The organism is Pseudomonas algeriensis, from assembly GCF_048847255.1.
In the GTDB taxonomy this organism is placed as follows: Bacteria; Pseudomonadota; Gammaproteobacteria; order Pseudomonadales; family Pseudomonadaceae; genus Aquipseudomonas.
The window spans coordinates 253266-269525 of record NZ_JBKKRK010000007.1; the positions used below are offsets into that span (position 1 = coordinate 253266).

Genomic DNA, 16260 nt, shown 5'->3' on the forward strand with positions numbered 1-16260 from the left:
CGTTTTGTGATGCTGATAATGTACTTGTGGCGAGGGGATTTATCCCCGCTGGGCTGCGAAGCAACCCCAATCAAGCTAATTTCGTCAACCTGACACACCGCAGTGACTGATTTGAGGGTTGCTGCGCAACCCAGCGGGGATAAATCCCCTCGCCACAGGGTATTGTGTTGCTGCTTCCAGCGGTTTCAGGCCGAGCGCCGCACCATGTCCACATGGGGAATGCCGGCCTCGAGGAATTCCTCGCTGACCACCGCAAACCCCAGTCGCTCGTAGAACGGCGTGGCATGGACCTGCGCGCTGAGCATCTGCTGTTGCAATCCGCGTCTCTCGGCCTCGGCGATCACTGCATGCATCAACGCATCGCCGACCTTCAGGCCGCGCCAGTCCTTGAGGACCGAGACGCGACCGATATGGCCGTCAGTCAGCAGCCGCGCGGTACCGATGGGGAAGTCGCCTTCGAAGGCCAGGAAATGCACGGCGTCCTGGTCATCCGAATCCCACTCCAACTCTGGAGGTACGGATTGCTCGGCAATGAACACCGTTTCACGAATGCGCCGGATCTCGGCGTTATCCTTTTGCCAGTCTGCGACACGAACGTGAATTTTATTCATCGGCGAACCCCAGGCTGCCTTGTTTGACCAATTCGTGGATAAGGCCGCGGCCTTCTTCATCGTCCAGCCATGGGCCGAGGTTTTCGATGTGCAGCGCGTCGGCGGCGCAGATCATCTTCAGCAGGTCCCGCAGCTTGCCCGGCAGATAACGGCTCTGGCCGCTGGCGAACAGCAGCAGGTCGTCATCGACTTCCGACCAGGCCAGGCGCGCGCTCGGGTTGCGGATGATCACGGCGCCTTGTTCCAGGCCGGCCAGCAAGTCGTCTTCTTCCAGCTCCGGGCCTACCACCAGTTCCGGGTAGCGGGGTTCGGTCATGAACTGGCCGAACCAGGTCAGCAGCAAACGCTCATCGCTCATGTGCTCGGCCAGAAGGCCCTTGAGGCGGTCCAGGGCGTCGTGCTGGATCTGGTGCGGGTCCGCGACGGGGCGTGCGTCGGCGTCGGTGTAACGCTCTTCGTCCGGCAAGAACTGGCTGAGGAAGTCGGTGAAATGGGTGAGCACTTCGGCCGCGCTCGGCGCTCGGAAGCCGACCGAGTAGGTCATGCAATCATCCACGGCGACACCGCAGTGGGCCAGGCGCGGTGGCAAGTAGAGCATGTCGCCGGGTTCCAGGGTCCACTCGTCGGTGGCCTCGAAATCGGCGAGGATGCGCAGGTCCGCATGGGGTAGCAGCGGGCTTTCGGAGTCGCACATCTGGCCGATTTTCCAGTTGCGCTTGCCATGGCCTTGCAACAGGAAAACGTCGTAGTTGTCGAAGTGCGGACCGACACCGCCACCCGGGGCGGCGAAGCTGATCATCACGTCGTCGATGCGCCAGCTCGGCAGGAAGCGGAAATGCTCCAGCAGCTCGCTGACTTCGGGGACGAACTGGTCGACCGCCTGCACCAGCAGCGTCCACTCGCGCTCCGGCAGCTTGCTGAATTCATCTTCGGCGAACGGGCCGCGACGCAACTCCCAGGGACGCTCGCCGTGCTCGATCACCAGGCGCGATTCAACCTCTTCTTCCAGCGCAAGGCCGGCCAGTTCGTCGGCATCGATCGGGCTTTCGAAGTCAGGAATCGCCTGGCGGATCAGCAGGGGTTTCTTCTGCCAGTAATCGCGCAGGAACTCCCGTGCCGTGATGCCGCCCAGGAGTTGCAGTGGAATGTCAGGATTCATGTGTAACCTATTGAAAAAATATACTTTTCAGACGCGAATAAAAACGCCCGGCGCGGCCGGGCGTCTCAAAGGTAAAGCGATGTGTCAGATGCGCTTGGCTTGTGCCGCCGCGTTGCCGATGTAGCTGGCCGGGGTCAGCTTCTTCAGCTCGGCCTTGGCTTCGGCAGGCATGTCCAGGCCATCGATGAAAGTCTGCAGCGCTTCAGGGCTGATGCCCTTGCCACGGGTCAGCTCTTTGAGCTTCTCGTACGGGTTTTCGATGTTGTAGCGACGCATCACGGTCTGGATCGGCTCGGCCAGGACTTCCCAGCAGGCATCCAGATCGGCGGCGATCTTCTGCTCGTTCAGTTCCAGCTTGCCGATGCCCTTGAGGCTGGCCTCGTAGGCGATGACGCTATGGGCAAAACCCACGCCCAGGTTGCGCAGCACGGTGGAGTCGGTCAGGTCGCGCTGCCAGCGGGAAATCGGCAGCTTGCTCGCCAAGTGCTGGAACAGCGCGTTGGCGATGCCCAGGTTGCCTTCGGAGTTTTCGAAATCGATCGGGTTGACCTTGTGCGGCATGGTCGAGGAACCGATCTCGCCGGCGATGGTGCGCTGCTTGAAGTAACCCAGGGAGATGTAGCCCCAGATATCGCGGTCGAAGTCGATCAGGATGGTGTTGAAGCGTGCGATCGCATCGAACAGCTCGGCGATGTAGTCGTGCGGTTCGATCTGGGTGGTGTACGGGTTGAAGCTCAGACCCAGTTCGTCTTCGATGAAGGCGCGGGCGTTGGCTTCCCAGTCGATGTCCGGGTAGGCCGAAAGGTGGGCGTTGTAGTTGCCCACGGCGCCGTTGATCTTGCCCAGCAGGGGCACGGCGGCCACCTGGGTGATCTGGCGCTCCAGGCGGTAGACGACGTTTGCCAACTCCTTGCCCAGGGTGGTCGGCGAAGCCGGTTGACCATGGGTGCGCGACAGCATCGGCACGTCGGCGAAGCGGATCGCCAGCTCGCGAATGGCCTGGGCGATCTGGCGCATCAGAGGCAGCAGCACATCGTCACGGCCTTCGCGCAGCATCAGGGCGTGGGACAGGTTGTTGATGTCCTCGCTGGTGCAGGCGAAGTGGATGAACTCACTGACGTTGGCCAGTTCCGGCAGCTTGGCCGCCTGCTCCTTGAGCAGGTACTCGATGGCCTTGACGTCGTGGTTGGTGGTGCGCTCGATCTCTTTGACGCGCTCAGCGTGCTCCAGGGCGAAATTGTCGGCCAGAGCGTTCAGCACAGCGTTGGCTTCGGCGGAAAAGGCCGGAACTTCACCAATGCCAGGGTGGGCGGCCAGGCGCTGGAGCCAGCGCACTTCAACCAGGACACGGGCACGGATCAGGCCGTACTCGCTGAAAATAGGGCGCAGGGCCTGGGTTTTGCCGGCGTAGCGGCCGTCTACAGGGGAAACCGCAGTGAGCGAAGAGAGCTGCATGGGGTGTTCTCGGACAGTCGGGCAACGAAATGGGGCGCGTATCATACATGAAAATCAGCGCCGGTCCGTCGCCAACTGACCGGCGTGTTACGCGTAAAGAGGTACAAAAGCAGGTCGAGGCGACTTATTCGTTGCGCATCAACGGGTAAAGCTCTTTCAATAATTTGCGTCGGCTGATCACCAGTTGCCAACGATGGCCGCCCAGCTGCCGCCACAGCCGTGCCGAGCGGATCCCGGCGAGCAGCAGGGCGCGGATCTTCGAGGCGTTGCTCGGTTGCTGCAGGTTGCGCATGTCGCCATGCACCTGGATGCGCTGGCGCAGCGTGCTCAAGGTGTCCTGGTACAGCGCGCCGCATGCGGCGATCACGTTTTCGTGGGACGGGCCGAAATGCTCGACCTGGGATTGGATCTGCGGCAAACGATTGCCGATGGTTTCCAGCAGGTCGTCACGCTTGGCCAACTGGCGCTCCAGGCCCAGCATCGACAGGGCGTAGCGCAGCGGTTCGCGTTGCAGGGCGCTGGGATCGCGCTCCAGGGCGCCGATCAAGGCGCGGTAGCCTTCGCGCAGGTTCAAGTCGTCGCCACCGTAGACCTCCAGGGTGTCCTTGGGGTCGCGTACCAGCAGGCTGCCGAGCATGCAGCCCAGGCCGGCCTCGGTGGCCTGGCCAGTCTTGGCGATCCGGTCCACCAGCACGGCGGCCAGGAAGACGCCGCCCAGCGCCGTCAGTTGTTCCTGGATTGGCGTCATGCCTTGCTGCTCCATGGCTCGGCGACTTCGATCACGCCGCCGCCCAGGCAGATTTCGCCGTCGTAGAACACCACCGACTGGCCGGGCGTGACCGCGCGCTGCGGGTCATCGAAGGTGGCGCGGTAGCCTGTGGCGGTTTTTTCCAGGGTGCAGGCCTGGTCGCTCTGGCGATAGCGAACCTTGGCCGTCAGGCGGCGCGGTTCGCTGAGGTCGATCGGGTTGACCCAATAGATGTCCGACGCGAGCAGGGCGCCGGAGAACAGCCACGGGTGGTCGTTACCCTGGCCAACGATCAGCTCGTTGTGCTCCAGGTCCTTGACCAGCACGTACCACGGCTCTTCGCCGGCGTCCTTCAACCCGCCGATGCCCAAGCCTTGGCGCTGGCCGATGGTGTGGTACATCAGGCCATGGTGGCGGCCGATGACCTCGCCTTCGGTCGTCTTGATCTCGCCCGGCTGCGCCGGCAGGTATTGCTTGAGGAAGTCGCTGAAACGGCGCTCGCCAATGAAGCAGATCCCGGTGGAGTCCTTTTTCTTGGCGGTGGCGAGTTGGTGCTTCTCGGCGATCGCGCGTACTTCGGGCTTTTCCAGTTCGCCGACCGGGAACAGGGTCTTGGCGATCTGCTCGCCGCCAACGGCATGCAGGAAGTAGCTCTGGTCCTTGTTCGGATCCAGGCCCTTGAGCAGTTCGGTACGGCCGTCGATGTCGCGGCGGCGCACGTAGTGGCCGGTGGCGATCAGGTCGGCGCCTAGCATCATGGCGTAGTCGAGGAACGCCTTGAACTTGATTTCGCGGTTGCAGAGGATGTCCGGGTTCGGTGTGCGACCGGCCTTGTATTCGGCCAGGAAATGCTCGAACACGTTGTCCCAGTACTCGGCGGCGAAATTCGCGGTGTGCAGCTTGATGCCGATCTTGTCGCACACGGCCTGGGCGTCCGCCAGGTCGTCCATGGCGGTGCAGTATTCGGTTCCGTCGTCTTCTTCCCAGTTCTTCATGAACAGGCCTTCCACCTCATAACCCTGCTCGATCAGCAGAAGGGCGGAAACGGAAGAGTCCACGCCACCGGACATGCCGACGATGACGCGTTGCTTTGGGGTGTTCGAAGAGGCTGGATCACGCATAGGAATTCAATGAGTGTCTTGAAAAAGGACGCGATTCTATCAGGCCCGGGCGCGCAAGGCTAAAGAGAAGGGCGGATAAGCTCCAGGCTATGGCGATGGCCGGCCAGGTAATCGTCGATGCAACGGATGATGAGCTCGCTGCGCCAGCGGTCGCGCTGCTCGAGCAGTTCGTCGCGGGTCAGCCATTTGGCGCCTAGGATGCCATCGTCCAGTTGATACTCGGGGTGGTGTTTCAGGGCCTTGGCGGCGAAGCAGACCCGCTGGTAGGTCACGCCGTTGCTGGGGGCGGTGTACAGATAGATGCCTGTTACGCTGGTGGGCTCTACGTCCCAGCCGGTTTCTTCCAGGGTTTCGCGCACGGCGGCCTCGATCAGTGTTTCGTTCGGATCCAGGTGGCCGGCGGGCTGGTTGAGCACGGCGCGCCCGCCCTTGGATTCCTCGACCATCAAGAAGCGGCCGTTGTCTTCGACAATGGTGGCGACGGTGATGTGGGGGTTCCAGTCCATGGGGAGTCCTCGATTTCAGGTTGGAATGCCGGCCTCTGTGGGAGCGAGCTTGCTCGCGATAGCGGTGGGTCAGTCAATATCAATGTCGAATGCTACATCGCAATCGCGAGCAAGCTCGCTCCCACAGGGGAATATATTGTCAAGGTAAATAGGGTATGCCAGAAACACAAACCCCGGCACAAGGCCGGGGTTTGTGGTGCTTGCTTACAACCTTACACCAGCGCAGCAATCGCCGCGTTGAAGGTGGCGCTTGGGCGCATGGCCTTGCTGGTCAGCTCGGGGTTGGCGAAGTAGTAGCCGCCGATGTCCACGGGCTTGCCTTGCACGGCATTGAGTTCGGCAACGATTTTTTCTTCGTTGTCGGTCAAGGTCTTGGCCAGGGTGGTGAATTGCGCCTTGAGGGCTGCGTCGTCATCCTGAGCGGCCAGTGCCTGGGCCCAGAACAGGGTCAGGTAAAAGTGGCTGCCGCGGTTGTCGATGCCGCCGACCTTGCGCGAAGGCGACTTGTTGCGGTCCAGGAACTCACCAGTCGCCTGGTCGAGGGTCTTGGCCAGCACCAGCGCCTTGGGGTTGTTGTAGGTCACGCCCAGGTGTTCCAGGGATGCGGCCAGGGCGAGGAACTCGCCCAGGGAATCCCAGCGCAGGAAGTTTTCTTCCAGCAGCTGCTGCACGTGCTTGGGTGCCGAGCCGCCGGCGCCGGTTTCGAACAGGCCACCGCCGTTCATCAGCGGCACGATCGACAGCATCTTGGCGCTGGTGCCCAGTTCCATGATCGGGAACAGGTCAGTCAGGTAGTCGCGCAGTACGTTGCCGGTCACCGAAATGGTGTCCTTGCCTTCGCGGGTGCGAGCCAGGGTGAACTTCATCGCGTCGACAGGCGACATGATGCGGATGTCCAGGCCGCTGGTGTCGTGGTCCTTCAGGTACGCCTGGACCTTCTCGATCATCACGCCGTCGTGGGCGCGCATCGGGTCGAGCCAGAAGATCGCCGGGGTGGCGCTGGCGCGGGCACGGTTGACCGCCAGCTTGACCCAATCCTGGATCGGCGCGTCCTTGGTCTGGCACATGCGGAAGATATCGCCAGCCTCGACGGTCTGCTCCAGCAGGGTTTGACCGTTGTTGTCCGAAACACGAACCACACCGTCAGCCTTGATCTGGAAGGTCTTGTCGTGGGAGCCATACTCTTCGGCTTTCTTGGCCATCAGGCCAACGTTCGGCACGCTGCCCATGGTGGTTGGGTCGAAGGCGCCGTGTTGCTTGCAATCTTCGATCACCGCTTGGTAGATGGTGGCGTAGCAGCGATCCGGGATCACAGCCTTGGTGTCGTGCAGTTGGCCGTCGGTGCCCCACATCTTGCCGGAGTCACGGATCATGGCCGGCATCGAGGCGTCGACGATGACGTCGCTCGGTACGTGCAGGTTGGTGATGCCCTTGTCGGAGTTGACCATCGCCAGCGCCGGACGAACGGCGTAGACCGCCTGGATGTCGGCTTCGATCTGGGCCTGCTGCTCGGCCGGCAGGGCCTTGATGCGCGCGTACAGGTCGCCGATGCCATTGTTCAGGTTGAAGCCGATCTGCTCCAGCACCTCGGCGTGCTTGGCCAGCGCGTCCTTATAGTACTCGGCGACGATCTGACCGAACATGATCGGGTCGGAGACCTTCATCATGGTCGCTTTCAGGTGGACCGACAGCAGGACGCCTTTTTGCTTGGCGTCTTCGATTTCAGCGGCGATGAAGTTGCGCAGGGCGTTTTTGCTCATCACGGCGCAATCGAGGATCTCACCGGCTTGTACGGTGGTTTTTTCCTTGAGGACGGTGGCAGTGCCGTCCTTGGCGATCAGCTCGATCTTCACGGTGCCCGCGGCGTCGATCAGGGCGGCTTTTTCGCTGCCGTAGAAATCGCCGGCGCTCATGTGAGCGACGTGGGACTTGGAGTCGGCAGCCCAGGCGCCCATTTTATGCGGGTGCTTGCGAGCATAATTCTTGACCGACAGCGGCGCGCGGCGGTCGGAGTTGCCTTCGCGCAGGACCGGGTTCACGGCGCTGCCCTTGACCTTGTCGTAACGGGCGCGAGCGTCTTTCTCGGCGTCGGTGGTCACGGTTTCCGGGTAGTCCGGCAGTGCGTAGCCCTGGGCCTGCAATTCCTTGATCGCGGCCTGCAGTTGCGGCACCGAGGCGCTGATGTTCGGCAGCTTGATGATGTTGGCTTCAGGCGTGACGGCCAGGTCGCCCAATTCGGCGAGGTGGTCGGCTACGGCTTTGTCACCCAGTTGCTCGGGGAAGCTGGCCAGGATGCGTCCTGCGAGGGAGATATCGCGGGTCTCCACGGCGATATCGGCCGAAGCGGTGAAGGCTTCGACGATCGGCAGCAGCGAATAGGTGGCGAGGGCAGGCGCTTCGTCGGTGAAGGTATAGATGATCTTCGAGCGGGTGGGCATATTCGGATTAACTCTCTTCTTTGCTAAAGCATGCGCAGAAACTCGAGGGGCGCCGGGTAAGCGCGTTCGTTCAAAGTCATCCGTGAGCCGAATGTCGAGGTTTCTTCGCGGTGATGTTGGGTGCATCAGTCGAGCGTCAAGCGGTCGGGCCGCGGTAACGGTCCGGCTTTAAAGTGGCGGAAAGTCTCGTGATAGAGCCGTCAGCCGTCGTGACCCTGTGGTCAGCGGCGGCATTATACATAGGTAGCTGGCGATCTGCCGACGGTTCATAGACTTCCGTACACGTCCATTGGTCTAAACGTCGCAGGCCGGGGAGTTGGACTATGCTCGAATTTGGCGCTTTTCCCTTGGTTTTCAGGCTTGTACGCGGCGAACTTGATTAAATTGCCGGGGATGGGCCGAACGTAGGGTTTGCGTGCCGATACAACTGGGGTACGCTCGAACGCAGCCAGATGTTCAATCCAAGCAATGGAGTTCAGCATGGGGTATCAAAAGATTCAGGTTCCGGCCGTCGGTGACAAAATCACCGTCAATGCAGACCATTCTCTTAATGTTCCCGACAATCCGATCATCCCTTTCATTGAAGGCGACGGCATTGGCGTTGATATCAGTCCGGTCATGATCAAGGTGGTGGACGCCGCGGTCGAAAAGGCCTACGGCGGCAAGCGCAAGATTTCCTGGATGGAAGTCTATGCGGGCGAAAAAGCGACCCAGGTCTACGACCAGGACACCTGGCTACCCCAGGAAACCCTGGACGCGGTCAAGGATTACGTGGTTTCCATCAAGGGCCCGCTGACCACGCCGGTCGGTGGCGGTATCCGCTCGCTGAACGTTGCATTGCGCCAGCAGCTCGACCTGTATGTCTGCCTTCGCCCGGTGCGCTGGTTTGAAGGCGTCCCGAGCCCGGTCAAGAAACCGGGCGATGTGGACATGACCATCTTCCGCGAGAACTCCGAGGACATCTACGCCGGTATCGAGTGGAAGGCCGGTTCGGCCGAAGCCACCAAGGTGATCAAGTTCCTCAAAGAGGAAATGGGCGTCACCAAGATCCGTTTCGACGAAGATTGCGGCATCGGCGTCAAGCCGGTCTCCAAGCAGGGCACCAAGCGCCTGGCACGCAAGGCCTTGCAATATGTCGTCGACAATGACCGCGATTCGCTGACTATCGTGCACAAAGGCAACATCATGAAGTTCACCGAAGGTGCCTTCAAGGAATGGGCCTACGAGGTGGCGGCCGAAGAGTTCGGCGCGACCCTGCTCGACGGCGGCCCATGGATGCAGTTCAAGAATCCGAAGACCGGCAAGAATGTCGTGGTCAAGGACGCCATCGCCGACGCCATGCTCCAGCAGATCCTGCTGCGCCCGGCCGAATACGACGTGATCGCGACCCTGAACCTCAACGGCGACTACCTCTCCGATGCCCTGGCGGCTGAAGTGGGCGGTATCGGTATCGCGCCGGGCGCCAACCTGTCCGACACCGTGGCAATGTTCGAGGCCACCCACGGCACCGCGCCTAAATATGCGGGCAAGGACCAGGTCAACCCGGGGTCGTTGATCCTCTCGGCGGAAATGATGCTGCGCCACATGGGGTGGACCGAGGCGGCCGACCTGATCATCAAGGGCACCAACGGCGCGATTTCGGCCAAGACCGTGACCTATGACTTCGAACGCCTGATGGACGGTGCCAAGCTGGTGTCGTCTTCCGGCTTCGGCGATGCGCTGATTTCCCATATGTAAGCGAAGCCTGAACACAAAAATGCCCGGTTCGAGTGATCGAAACCGGGCATTTTTTATGGGTTGGTGCCGGGCTCTAGTGGCCTTCGGTTACCCGCGGCTTGAAGCGGACCTTGATCGGTGCTGGCTTTACGCTGGCCTCGGTGCTGTTGGGGTCGACGTCCACGGCAACCGGGCAAATCTCAACGGCATGTGTACCCTTTGGCCCTTGTATCATGCAGAACGTCACCGGCTGACCTGCCTTCAGGGTTTTATAACCTTCCATCTGGATTACAGAGTAGTGAGCGAAGAGGTCTTCGTCCTTCCCGTCTTGGATAATAAAACCATAGCCTTTGGCGTTGTTGAACCACTTGACCTTTCCCTTGACTCGCATACTGGTGGTACCTGACATACCATTTTCCCTCTGCAACACACTCCTGCAACGGAGTATCATCCTGATCATCCGCTGTCGATCAAATAAGAAATCGGATTGACTTTGCGGACCTTTTTAACCCACGGTGGGCTCTATTGGTTGTAACACCGATTCACCGTTAGTCAAGGTGATCGGGCGGTAGCGGTTGAAATCGCTCGCAAGCGGCCCCATCACTGTATTTGCCAACTAAACGAACCTTTCTTTCCATGCATGCAATCAGCCAGATTCGACTAACATTCAATCAGGATCGCCCGGATCAACATGATGACGATTCAGCGGGCATTGCTGTTCAGGAATCAAAGCCCGCTTTACAGGCTCCACCGATGTACAAGGTGGTTTTGTTCAACGATGACTACACACCGATGGATTTCGTCGTCGAAGTGCTCGAGGTGTTTTTTAACCTGAATCGCGAGCTGGCGACCAAGGTCATGCTGGCCGTTCATACAGAGGGACGGGCAGTATGTGGTGTGTTTACCCGCGACATTGCGGAGACCAAGGCCATGCAGGTCAACCAGTACGCCCGGGAAAGCCAGCATCCGCTACTCTGTGAAATCGAGAAGGACGGTTAACGCCGACCACTTGGGTATGAGGTGAAGCCATGTTAAACCGCGAGCTCGAAGTCACCCTCAATCTTGCCTTCAAGGAGGCTCGTTCGAAGCGTCATGAATTCATGACCGTCGAGCACCTGCTGTTGGCCCTATTGGATAACGAGGCTGCCGCCACCGTTTTGCGTGCCTGCGGCGCGAACCTCGACAAACTCAAGCATGACCTGCAGGAGTTCATCGACTCCACCACGCCACTGATCCCCGTCCACGACGAGGATCGCGAAACCCAGCCAACCCTGGGATTCCAGCGTGTGCTGCAGCGTGCTGTCTTTCATGTGCAGAGCTCGGGCAAGCGCGAAGTCACCGGCGCCAACGTGCTGGTTGCCATTTTCAGCGAGCAGGAAAGCCAAGCGGTGTTCCTGCTCAAGCAACAGAGCGTTGCGCGTATCGATGTCGTCAACTACATCGCCCATGGCATCTCGAAAGTGCCGGGGCATGGCGATCATTCCGAAGGTGAGCAGGACATGCAGGATGACGAGGGCGGCGAGTCTTCTTCATCAGGCAATCCGCTGGACGCGTATGCCAGCAATCTGAACGAACTGGCTCGCCAGGGGCGTATCGACCCGCTGGTCGGGCGCGAGGCGGAAGTCGAGCGCGTTGCGCAGATCCTGGCCCGGCGCCGCAAGAACAACCCATTGCTTGTAGGCGAAGCGGGCGTGGGCAAGACCGCGATCGCCGAAGGCCTGGCCAAGCGCATCGTCGATAACCAGGTGCCAGACCTGCTGGCCAACAGCGTGGTGTATTCCCTCGACCTGGGTGCCTTGCTGGCCGGTACCAAATACCGGGGCGATTTCGAGAAGCGCTTCAAGGCGTTGCTCGGCGAACTGAAGAAGCGGCCGCAGGCGATCCTTTTCATCGACGAGATCCACACCATCATTGGTGCCGGTGCTGCGTCGGGGGGCGTGATGGATGCCTCCAACCTGCTCAAGCCACTGCTGTCCTCGGGCGATATCCGTTGCATCGGCTCGACCACGTTCCAGGAATTCCGTGGGATTTTCGAGAAGGACCGTGCATTGGCCCGGCGTTTTCAGAAGGTCGACGTGTCGGAGCCTTCGGTGGAAGACACCATCGGTATCCTGCGTGGCCTGAAAGGGCGTTTCGAGTTGCACCACAGCATCGAATACAGTGACGAGGCATTGCGCGCTGCCGCCGAACTGGCGTCGCGCTACATCAACGATCGGCACATGCCGGACAAGGCCATCGATGTCATCGACGAGGCGGGCGCCTATCAGCGGCTGCAACCGGTGGAGAATCGAGTCAAGCGCATCGACGTGCCGCAAGTCGAGGACATCGTCGCGAAAATCGCGCGGATTCCGCCAAAACACGTCACCAGCTCCGACAAGGAATTGCTGCGTAACCTGGAGCGTGACCTGAAGCTCACGGTGTTCGGCCAGGATGCGGCCATCGACTCGCTGTCGACCGCGATCAAACTGTCCCGCGCGGGACTCAAGTCGCCGGACAAGCCGGTCGGTTCATTCCTGTTCGCCGGGCCTACCGGTGTCGGCAAGACCGAGGCGGCGCGGCAGTTGGCCAAGGCGCTGGGGATCGAGTTGGTGCGCTTCGACATGTCCGAGTACATGGAGCGTCATACCGTATCGCGTCTGATCGGTGCGCCTCCAGGCTATGTCGGTTTCGACCAGGGTGGTCTCTTGACCGAGGCAATCACCAAGCAGCCTCACTGCGTGCTGTTGCTCGATGAGATCGAGAAGGCGCATCCGGAAGTCTTCAACCTGCTGCTGCAGGTCATGGACCACGGTACGCTGACCGATAACAACGGGCGCAAGGCGGATTTCCGCAACGTGATCATCATCATGACCACGAACGCCGGTGCCGAAACCGCCGCGCGCGCTTCGATCGGTTTCACCCATCAGGACCACTCGTCCGATGCGATGGAAGTGATCAAGAAGAGCTTCACGCCTGAATTCCGCAACCGCCTGGACACCATTATCCAGTTTGGTCGCCTCAGCCATGAGGTCATCAAAAGCGTGGTGGACAAGTTCCTTACCGAACTCCAGGCGCAGCTCGAAGACAAGCGTGTGCTGTTGGAGGTCACCGATGCGGCGCGCAGCTGGCTGGCGGAAGGTGGTTACGATGTGACGATGGGCGCAAGGCCGATGGCTCGCTTGATTCAGGACAAGATCAAGCGTCCGCTGGCCGAGGAGATCCTGTTTGGCGAACTGGCCGAGCATGGCGGTGTGGTACACATCGACATCAAGGACGGCGAGCTGACCTTCGACTTCGAAACCACGGCCGAGATGGCTTGATCGTTAGCTGCAGCAAAATAAAAAGGCGCCGAAAGGCGCCTTTTTGCTGTCCAGCTCAAATCCTTGTGGGAGCGAGCTTGCTCGCGATGGCAGAGGATCGGTCAACATCAATACCGACTGTGACGACGCTATCGCGAGCAGGCTCGCTTCCACAGGATCTGTGTAATGTGGATGGTTGGAGCAAAACCCAGGCAAACAAAAACGCCCGACATGAGCCGGGCGTTTTGTATTGACTTGTTAGCGAGCGCGGTAAGTGATGCGCCCTTTGCTCAAGTCATAGGGCGTCAGCTCGACGCGCACTTTGTCACCGGTAAGAATACGAATGTAGTTCTTGCGCATCTTGCCGGAGATATGCGCGGTTACGACGTGCCCATTTTCCAACTCCACACGAAACATGGTGTTGGGCAGGGTGTCGACGACAGTGCCTTCCATTTCGAAGCTGTCTTCTTTCGACATGCAGTAAAGCCCTCGGTATCCAGTGAATGGCCCGGTGCAACTGCGCCAGGCAAAAGCGGCGTGCATTGTGCCCGAAAAAGGGGGGGCAAGCCAAGGGGTTCTTAGGAGTAACTCAATGAATGCGGCGCATGGATAAGGCGCAAACTACGAGCGGCCCCTAGTTCAGGACAACCCACCGCTGGTTGATCAACAATTCAATGGGCCGATATTGGGTCTTGTAGTTCATTTTTTTGCAGTTCTTGATCCAGTAGCCCAGGTACACCGCTTCCAGGCCCAGGCGCCGGCATTCGTTGATCTGCCAAAGGATCGCGAACCGTCCCAGGCTGCGCTTTTCCTCGTTGGGCTCATAAAAGGTGTAGACCGCCGACAGGCCGTTGGGCAGCAGGTCGGTGACGGCGATGGCCACCAGCCGCCCGTCGAGGCGGAACTCATAGAAACGCGAGAACGGCAGGTCGCGTACCAGGAAGGTCGAGAATTGGTCCCGGCTGGGCGGGTACATGTCGCCATCGGCGTGGCGCTGTTCGATGTAGCGCTGGTACAGGTCGAAATATTCTTCGCTGAACTGCGGTTTGGCCGGGCGCACCTGCAAATCGGCGTTGCGCTTGAAAATACGCTTCTGCTGCCGGTTCGGGGTAAAGCGGGCCACGGGAATGCGCGCCGGCACGCACGCATTGCAATGCTGGCAATGGGGCCGGTAGAGGTGATCGCCGCTGCGACGAAACCCCATCTCCGACAGGTCTGCATAGACATGCACATCCATGGGCTGGCTGGGATCGAGGAACAGGGTCGTGGCCTGCTCCTCTGGCAGGTAGCTGCAAGAGTGAGGTTGAGTGGCATAAAACTTCAAGCGCGCCAACTCGGTCATGATCAACCCTCGGGATAAACTTCAATTCAAGTGTAAGCCAGGAGCGCGAATATCGCTCAGCAAACCCAGGTGGCATGGTTGGGTTGGTCCAGATGGGCCTTCAAGTAAGCCGCGAACTCGGTTCGCGGAATCGGCCGCGCGCCCAGGCTATGCAAGTGCTCGGTGGGCATCTGGCAGTCGATCAGGACGAAACCCGCCTCCTTGAGGTGTTGGACCAAGGTTGCGAAGCCGAATTTCGACGCATTGTCGGCGCGACTGAACATGGACTCGCCAAAAAACAACTGACCCATTGCCAAGCCATACAGGCCGCCGACCAGCGTGCCTTGATCCCAGACTTCCACGGAATGGGCGAAGCCGCGTCGGTGAAGTTCCAGATAGGCGGTCTGCATGGCGTCGGTGATCCAGGTGCCATCGGCATAATCCCGGGGCGCGGCGCAGGCCTGGATGACCCCGGCGAAATCCCGGTCGAACGTCACTTCATAGCGCTGCTTGCGCAATAGCTTGCCCAGGCTGCGCGATACATGCAGCTCGTCGGGAAACAGCACCGTGCGCGGGTCCGGCGACCACCACAGGATCGGCTGGCCTTCGGAGAACCATGGAAAGCAACCGTGGCGATAGGCCTGGATCAAGCGGTCGGCGGACAGGTCCCCGCCGGCGGCGAGCAGGCCGTTGGGGTCGCGCATGGCTTTTTCCAGTGGCGGAAAATCGAAAGTGTTGCGTTGTAACCAAGTCAGCATCGTTGTCCGGGCTTGCAGAAGGGGAGGGCGGGGCTCCGGATCAGCCAGAGCCCGCCTAGAGGTTAACCGTCAAACGGCCGGGATGTCATCGAGATACTTCTCTGCGTCCAGGGCGGCCATGCACCCGGCGCCGGCCGAAGTAATGGCCTGGCGATAGACATGATCGGCCACATCGCCAGCGGCAAACACGCCTTCGATGTCGGTGGCCGTGGCATTGCCGTCGCTGCCGCCGCGCACGATCAGGTAACCATCGCGCATCGTCAGTTGGCCCTGGAACAGATCGGTATTGGGTTTGTGCCCGATGGCGATGAAGACGCCGGCCAGGGACAACGTGCTGGTTTCACCGGTCTCGCTGTGCCGCAGGCGCGCGCCGGTCACGCCGCTGGCATCGCCCAGGACCTCGTCCAGATTCTGGTTCCAGTGCAAACGGATATTGCCATTGGCGGCTTTCTCGAAGAGTTTGTCTTGCAAGATCTTTTCCGAGCGCAACTTGTCCCGCCGGTGAATCAAATGCACCTCCTTGGCGATATTCGACAGGTACAGGGCTTCTTCCACGGCGGTGTTGCCGCCACCGACCACCGCCACCACCTGGTTTCGGTAGAAAAAACCATCGCAGGTCGCGCAGGCTGAAACACCTTTGCCGGCGAAGGTTTCCTCCGACGGCAGGCCGAGGTACTGGGCTGAGGCGCCGGTGGCGATGATCAGTGCGTCGCAGGTGTAGGTGCCGCTGTCACCGATCAATTCGAACGGACGTTGTTGCAACTTGGCGGTGTGAATATGGTCGTAGACGATCTGCGTGTCGAAGCGCTCGGCGTGCCGTTGCATGCGCTCCATCAGCATGGGGCCGGTCAGGCCTTCGACGTCGCCGGGCCAGTTATCGACTTCGACCGTGGTGGTGAGCTGGCCACCGGCCTGTATGCCGGTGATGACAACGGGTTTGAGGTTGGCACGGGCCGCATAGACAGCAGCGCTGTACCCTGCAGGGCCGGAACCGAGAATAATCAGGCGTGAATGCTTCGCTTCGCTCATAAAAACACCTCATAAGCCTTTGTCACAAAAGAGAATGCATGCTCAAATTGGCGCCCAAGACCCCCTGATCATGGCTATGCTGTCGCCAAGCGTGCGGGCAATGCCTTGGGCATGACAAAC

15 protein-coding genes are annotated in these 16260 nt (G+C 60.3%); 3 read left to right on the plus strand and 12 right to left on the minus strand.

Annotated features, from left to right (window positions below):
• Positions 1-185 precede the first annotated feature (185 nt).
• The 7 genes from ACLK1G_RS13535 to ACLK1G_RS13565 all read right to left on the minus strand — a co-directional run bounded on the left by ACLK1G_RS13535 (position 186) and on the right by ACLK1G_RS13565 (position 8038).
• The gene (locus tag ACLK1G_RS13535; RefSeq protein ID WP_420765869.1) at positions 186-611 is read right to left on the minus strand and encodes a GNAT family N-acetyltransferase; all 426 of its coding nucleotides are present in this window, start codon (positions 609-611) and stop codon (positions 186-188) included.
• Positions 604-1770, minus strand: a complete 1167-nt coding sequence (locus ACLK1G_RS13540) for a ribosomal protein uL16 3-hydroxylase (RefSeq protein ID WP_420765870.1) — start codon at positions 1768-1770, stop codon at positions 604-606. Before ACLK1G_RS13540 ends, ACLK1G_RS13535 begins: the two co-directional genes overlap by 8 nt.
• Positions 1771-1854: 84 nt before the next feature.
• The gene (purB, locus tag ACLK1G_RS13545; protein WP_420765871.1) at positions 1855-3225 is read right to left on the minus strand and encodes an adenylosuccinate lyase; all 1371 of its coding nucleotides are present in this window, start codon (positions 3223-3225) and stop codon (positions 1855-1857) included.
• A gap of 124 nt (positions 3226-3349) precedes the next feature.
• Positions 3350-3973: a high frequency lysogenization protein HflD gene (hflD, locus tag ACLK1G_RS13550; protein ID WP_039592880.1), complete on the minus strand. Its 624-nt coding sequence runs from the start codon at positions 3971-3973 to the stop codon at positions 3350-3352.
• Positions 3970-5094, minus strand: a complete 1125-nt coding sequence (gene mnmA, locus ACLK1G_RS13555; protein ID WP_420765872.1) for a tRNA 2-thiouridine(34) synthase MnmA — start codon at positions 5092-5094, stop codon at positions 3970-3972. Before mnmA ends, hflD begins: the two co-directional genes overlap by 4 nt.
• 59 nt (positions 5095-5153) lie before the next feature.
• Positions 5154-5600: an NUDIX hydrolase gene (locus ACLK1G_RS13560; protein ID WP_420765873.1), complete on the minus strand. Its 447-nt coding sequence runs from the start codon at positions 5598-5600 to the stop codon at positions 5154-5156.
• A gap of 212 nt (positions 5601-5812) precedes the next feature.
• A complete protein-coding gene (locus ACLK1G_RS13565) occupies positions 5813-8038 on the minus strand; it encodes an NADP-dependent isocitrate dehydrogenase (RefSeq protein WP_420765874.1) in 2226 nt (741 codons plus the stop codon).
• Between the two features lie 480 nt (positions 8039-8518).
• On the opposite strand from ACLK1G_RS13565, the gene icd reads away from it, so the two are divergent.
• The gene (icd, locus tag ACLK1G_RS13570; protein WP_030141334.1) at positions 8519-9775 is read left to right on the plus strand and encodes an NADP-dependent isocitrate dehydrogenase; all 1257 of its coding nucleotides are present in this window, start codon (positions 8519-8521) and stop codon (positions 9773-9775) included.
• Positions 9776-9848: 73 nt separating this feature from the next.
• Here the strand turns inward: icd and cspD are convergent, their stop codons facing one another.
• Positions 9849-10163 (minus strand): cold shock domain-containing protein CspD, encoded by a 315-nt coding sequence (cspD, locus tag ACLK1G_RS13575; protein ID WP_420765875.1) that lies wholly within the window; start codon positions 10161-10163, stop codon positions 9849-9851.
• A 227-nt stretch (positions 10164-10390) separates the two neighbouring features.
• Here cspD and clpS point away from each other — a divergent pair, with 227 nt between their 5' ends.
• Positions 10391-10753 carry an ATP-dependent Clp protease adapter ClpS gene (gene clpS, locus ACLK1G_RS13580; protein WP_030141336.1) on the plus strand — a complete coding sequence of 121 codons (363 nt, stop codon included), beginning with the start codon at positions 10391-10393 and terminating at the stop codon, positions 10751-10753.
• 29 nt (positions 10754-10782) lie between these two features.
• On the plus strand, positions 10783-13053 hold the full coding sequence (gene clpA, locus ACLK1G_RS13585; RefSeq protein ID WP_305495539.1) for an ATP-dependent Clp protease ATP-binding subunit ClpA: 2271 nt from the start codon (positions 10783-10785) through the stop codon (positions 13051-13053).
• A gap of 237 nt (positions 13054-13290) precedes the next feature.
• Here clpA and infA read toward each other — a convergent pair whose 3' ends face one another.
• The 4 genes from infA to trxB all read right to left on the minus strand — a co-directional run bounded on the left by infA (position 13291) and on the right by trxB (position 16140).
• Positions 13291-13509, minus strand: coding sequence for a translation initiation factor IF-1 (infA, locus tag ACLK1G_RS13590; protein WP_002553999.1), 219 nt, complete (start codon positions 13507-13509; stop codon positions 13291-13293).
• A gap of 157 nt (positions 13510-13666) precedes the next feature.
• Positions 13667-14374: an arginyltransferase gene (locus ACLK1G_RS13595; RefSeq protein WP_420765876.1), complete on the minus strand. Its 708-nt coding sequence runs from the start codon at positions 14372-14374 to the stop codon at positions 13667-13669.
• A 56-nt stretch (positions 14375-14430) separates the two neighbouring features.
• Complete coding sequence (gene aat / locus ACLK1G_RS13600; RefSeq protein WP_420765877.1) at positions 14431-15111, minus strand: leucyl/phenylalanyl-tRNA--protein transferase; 681 nt, start codon at positions 15109-15111, stop codon at positions 14431-14433.
• 69 nt (positions 15112-15180) lie between these two features.
• The gene (gene trxB / locus ACLK1G_RS13605; RefSeq protein WP_420765878.1) at positions 15181-16140 is read right to left on the minus strand and encodes a thioredoxin-disulfide reductase; all 960 of its coding nucleotides are present in this window, start codon (positions 16138-16140) and stop codon (positions 15181-15183) included.
• Positions 16141-16260 lie beyond the last annotated feature (120 nt).

Bases quoted from the DNA above. Each gene is read 5' to 3' on its own strand.
- ACLK1G_RS13535 (WP_420765869.1), bottom strand. From the start codon at position 611: ATGAATAAAATTCACGTTCGTGTCGCAGACTGGCAAAAGGATAACGCC.
- ACLK1G_RS13540 (WP_420765870.1), bottom strand. From the start codon at position 1,770: ATGAATCCTGACATTCCACTGCAACTCCTGGGCGGCATCACGGCACGG.
- purB (WP_420765871.1), bottom strand. From the start codon at position 3,225: ATGCAGCTCTCTTCGCTCACTGCGGTTTCCCCTGTAGACGGCCGCTAC.
- hflD (WP_039592880.1), bottom strand. From the start codon at position 3,973: ATGACGCCAATCCAGGAACAACTGACGGCGCTGGGCGGCGTCTTCCTG.
- mnmA (WP_420765872.1), bottom strand. From the start codon at position 5,094: ATGCGTGATCCAGCCTCTTCGAACACCCCAAAGCAACGCGTCATCGTC.
- ACLK1G_RS13560 (WP_420765873.1), bottom strand. From the start codon at position 5,600: ATGGACTGGAACCCCCACATCACCGTCGCCACCATTGTCGAAGACAAC.
- ACLK1G_RS13565 (WP_420765874.1), bottom strand. From the start codon at position 8,038: ATGCCCACCCGCTCGAAGATCATCTATACCTTCACCGACGAAGCGCCT.
- icd (WP_030141334.1), top strand. From the start codon at position 8,519: ATGGGGTATCAAAAGATTCAGGTTCCGGCCGTCGGTGACAAAATCACC.
- cspD (WP_420765875.1), bottom strand. From the start codon at position 10,163: ATGTCAGGTACCACCAGTATGCGAGTCAAGGGAAAGGTCAAGTGGTTC.
- clpS (WP_030141336.1), top strand. From the start codon at position 10,391: ATGCATGCAATCAGCCAGATTCGACTAACATTCAATCAGGATCGCCCG.
- clpA (WP_305495539.1), top strand. From the start codon at position 10,783: ATGTTAAACCGCGAGCTCGAAGTCACCCTCAATCTTGCCTTCAAGGAG.
- infA (WP_002553999.1), bottom strand. From the start codon at position 13,509: ATGTCGAAAGAAGACAGCTTCGAAATGGAAGGCACTGTCGTCGACACC.
- ACLK1G_RS13595 (WP_420765876.1), bottom strand. From the start codon at position 14,374: ATGACCGAGTTGGCGCGCTTGAAGTTTTATGCCACTCAACCTCACTCT.
- aat (WP_420765877.1), bottom strand. From the start codon at position 15,111: ATGCTGACTTGGTTACAACGCAACACTTTCGATTTTCCGCCACTGGAA.
- trxB (WP_420765878.1), bottom strand. From the start codon at position 16,140: ATGAGCGAAGCGAAGCATTCACGCCTGATTATTCTCGGTTCCGGCCCT.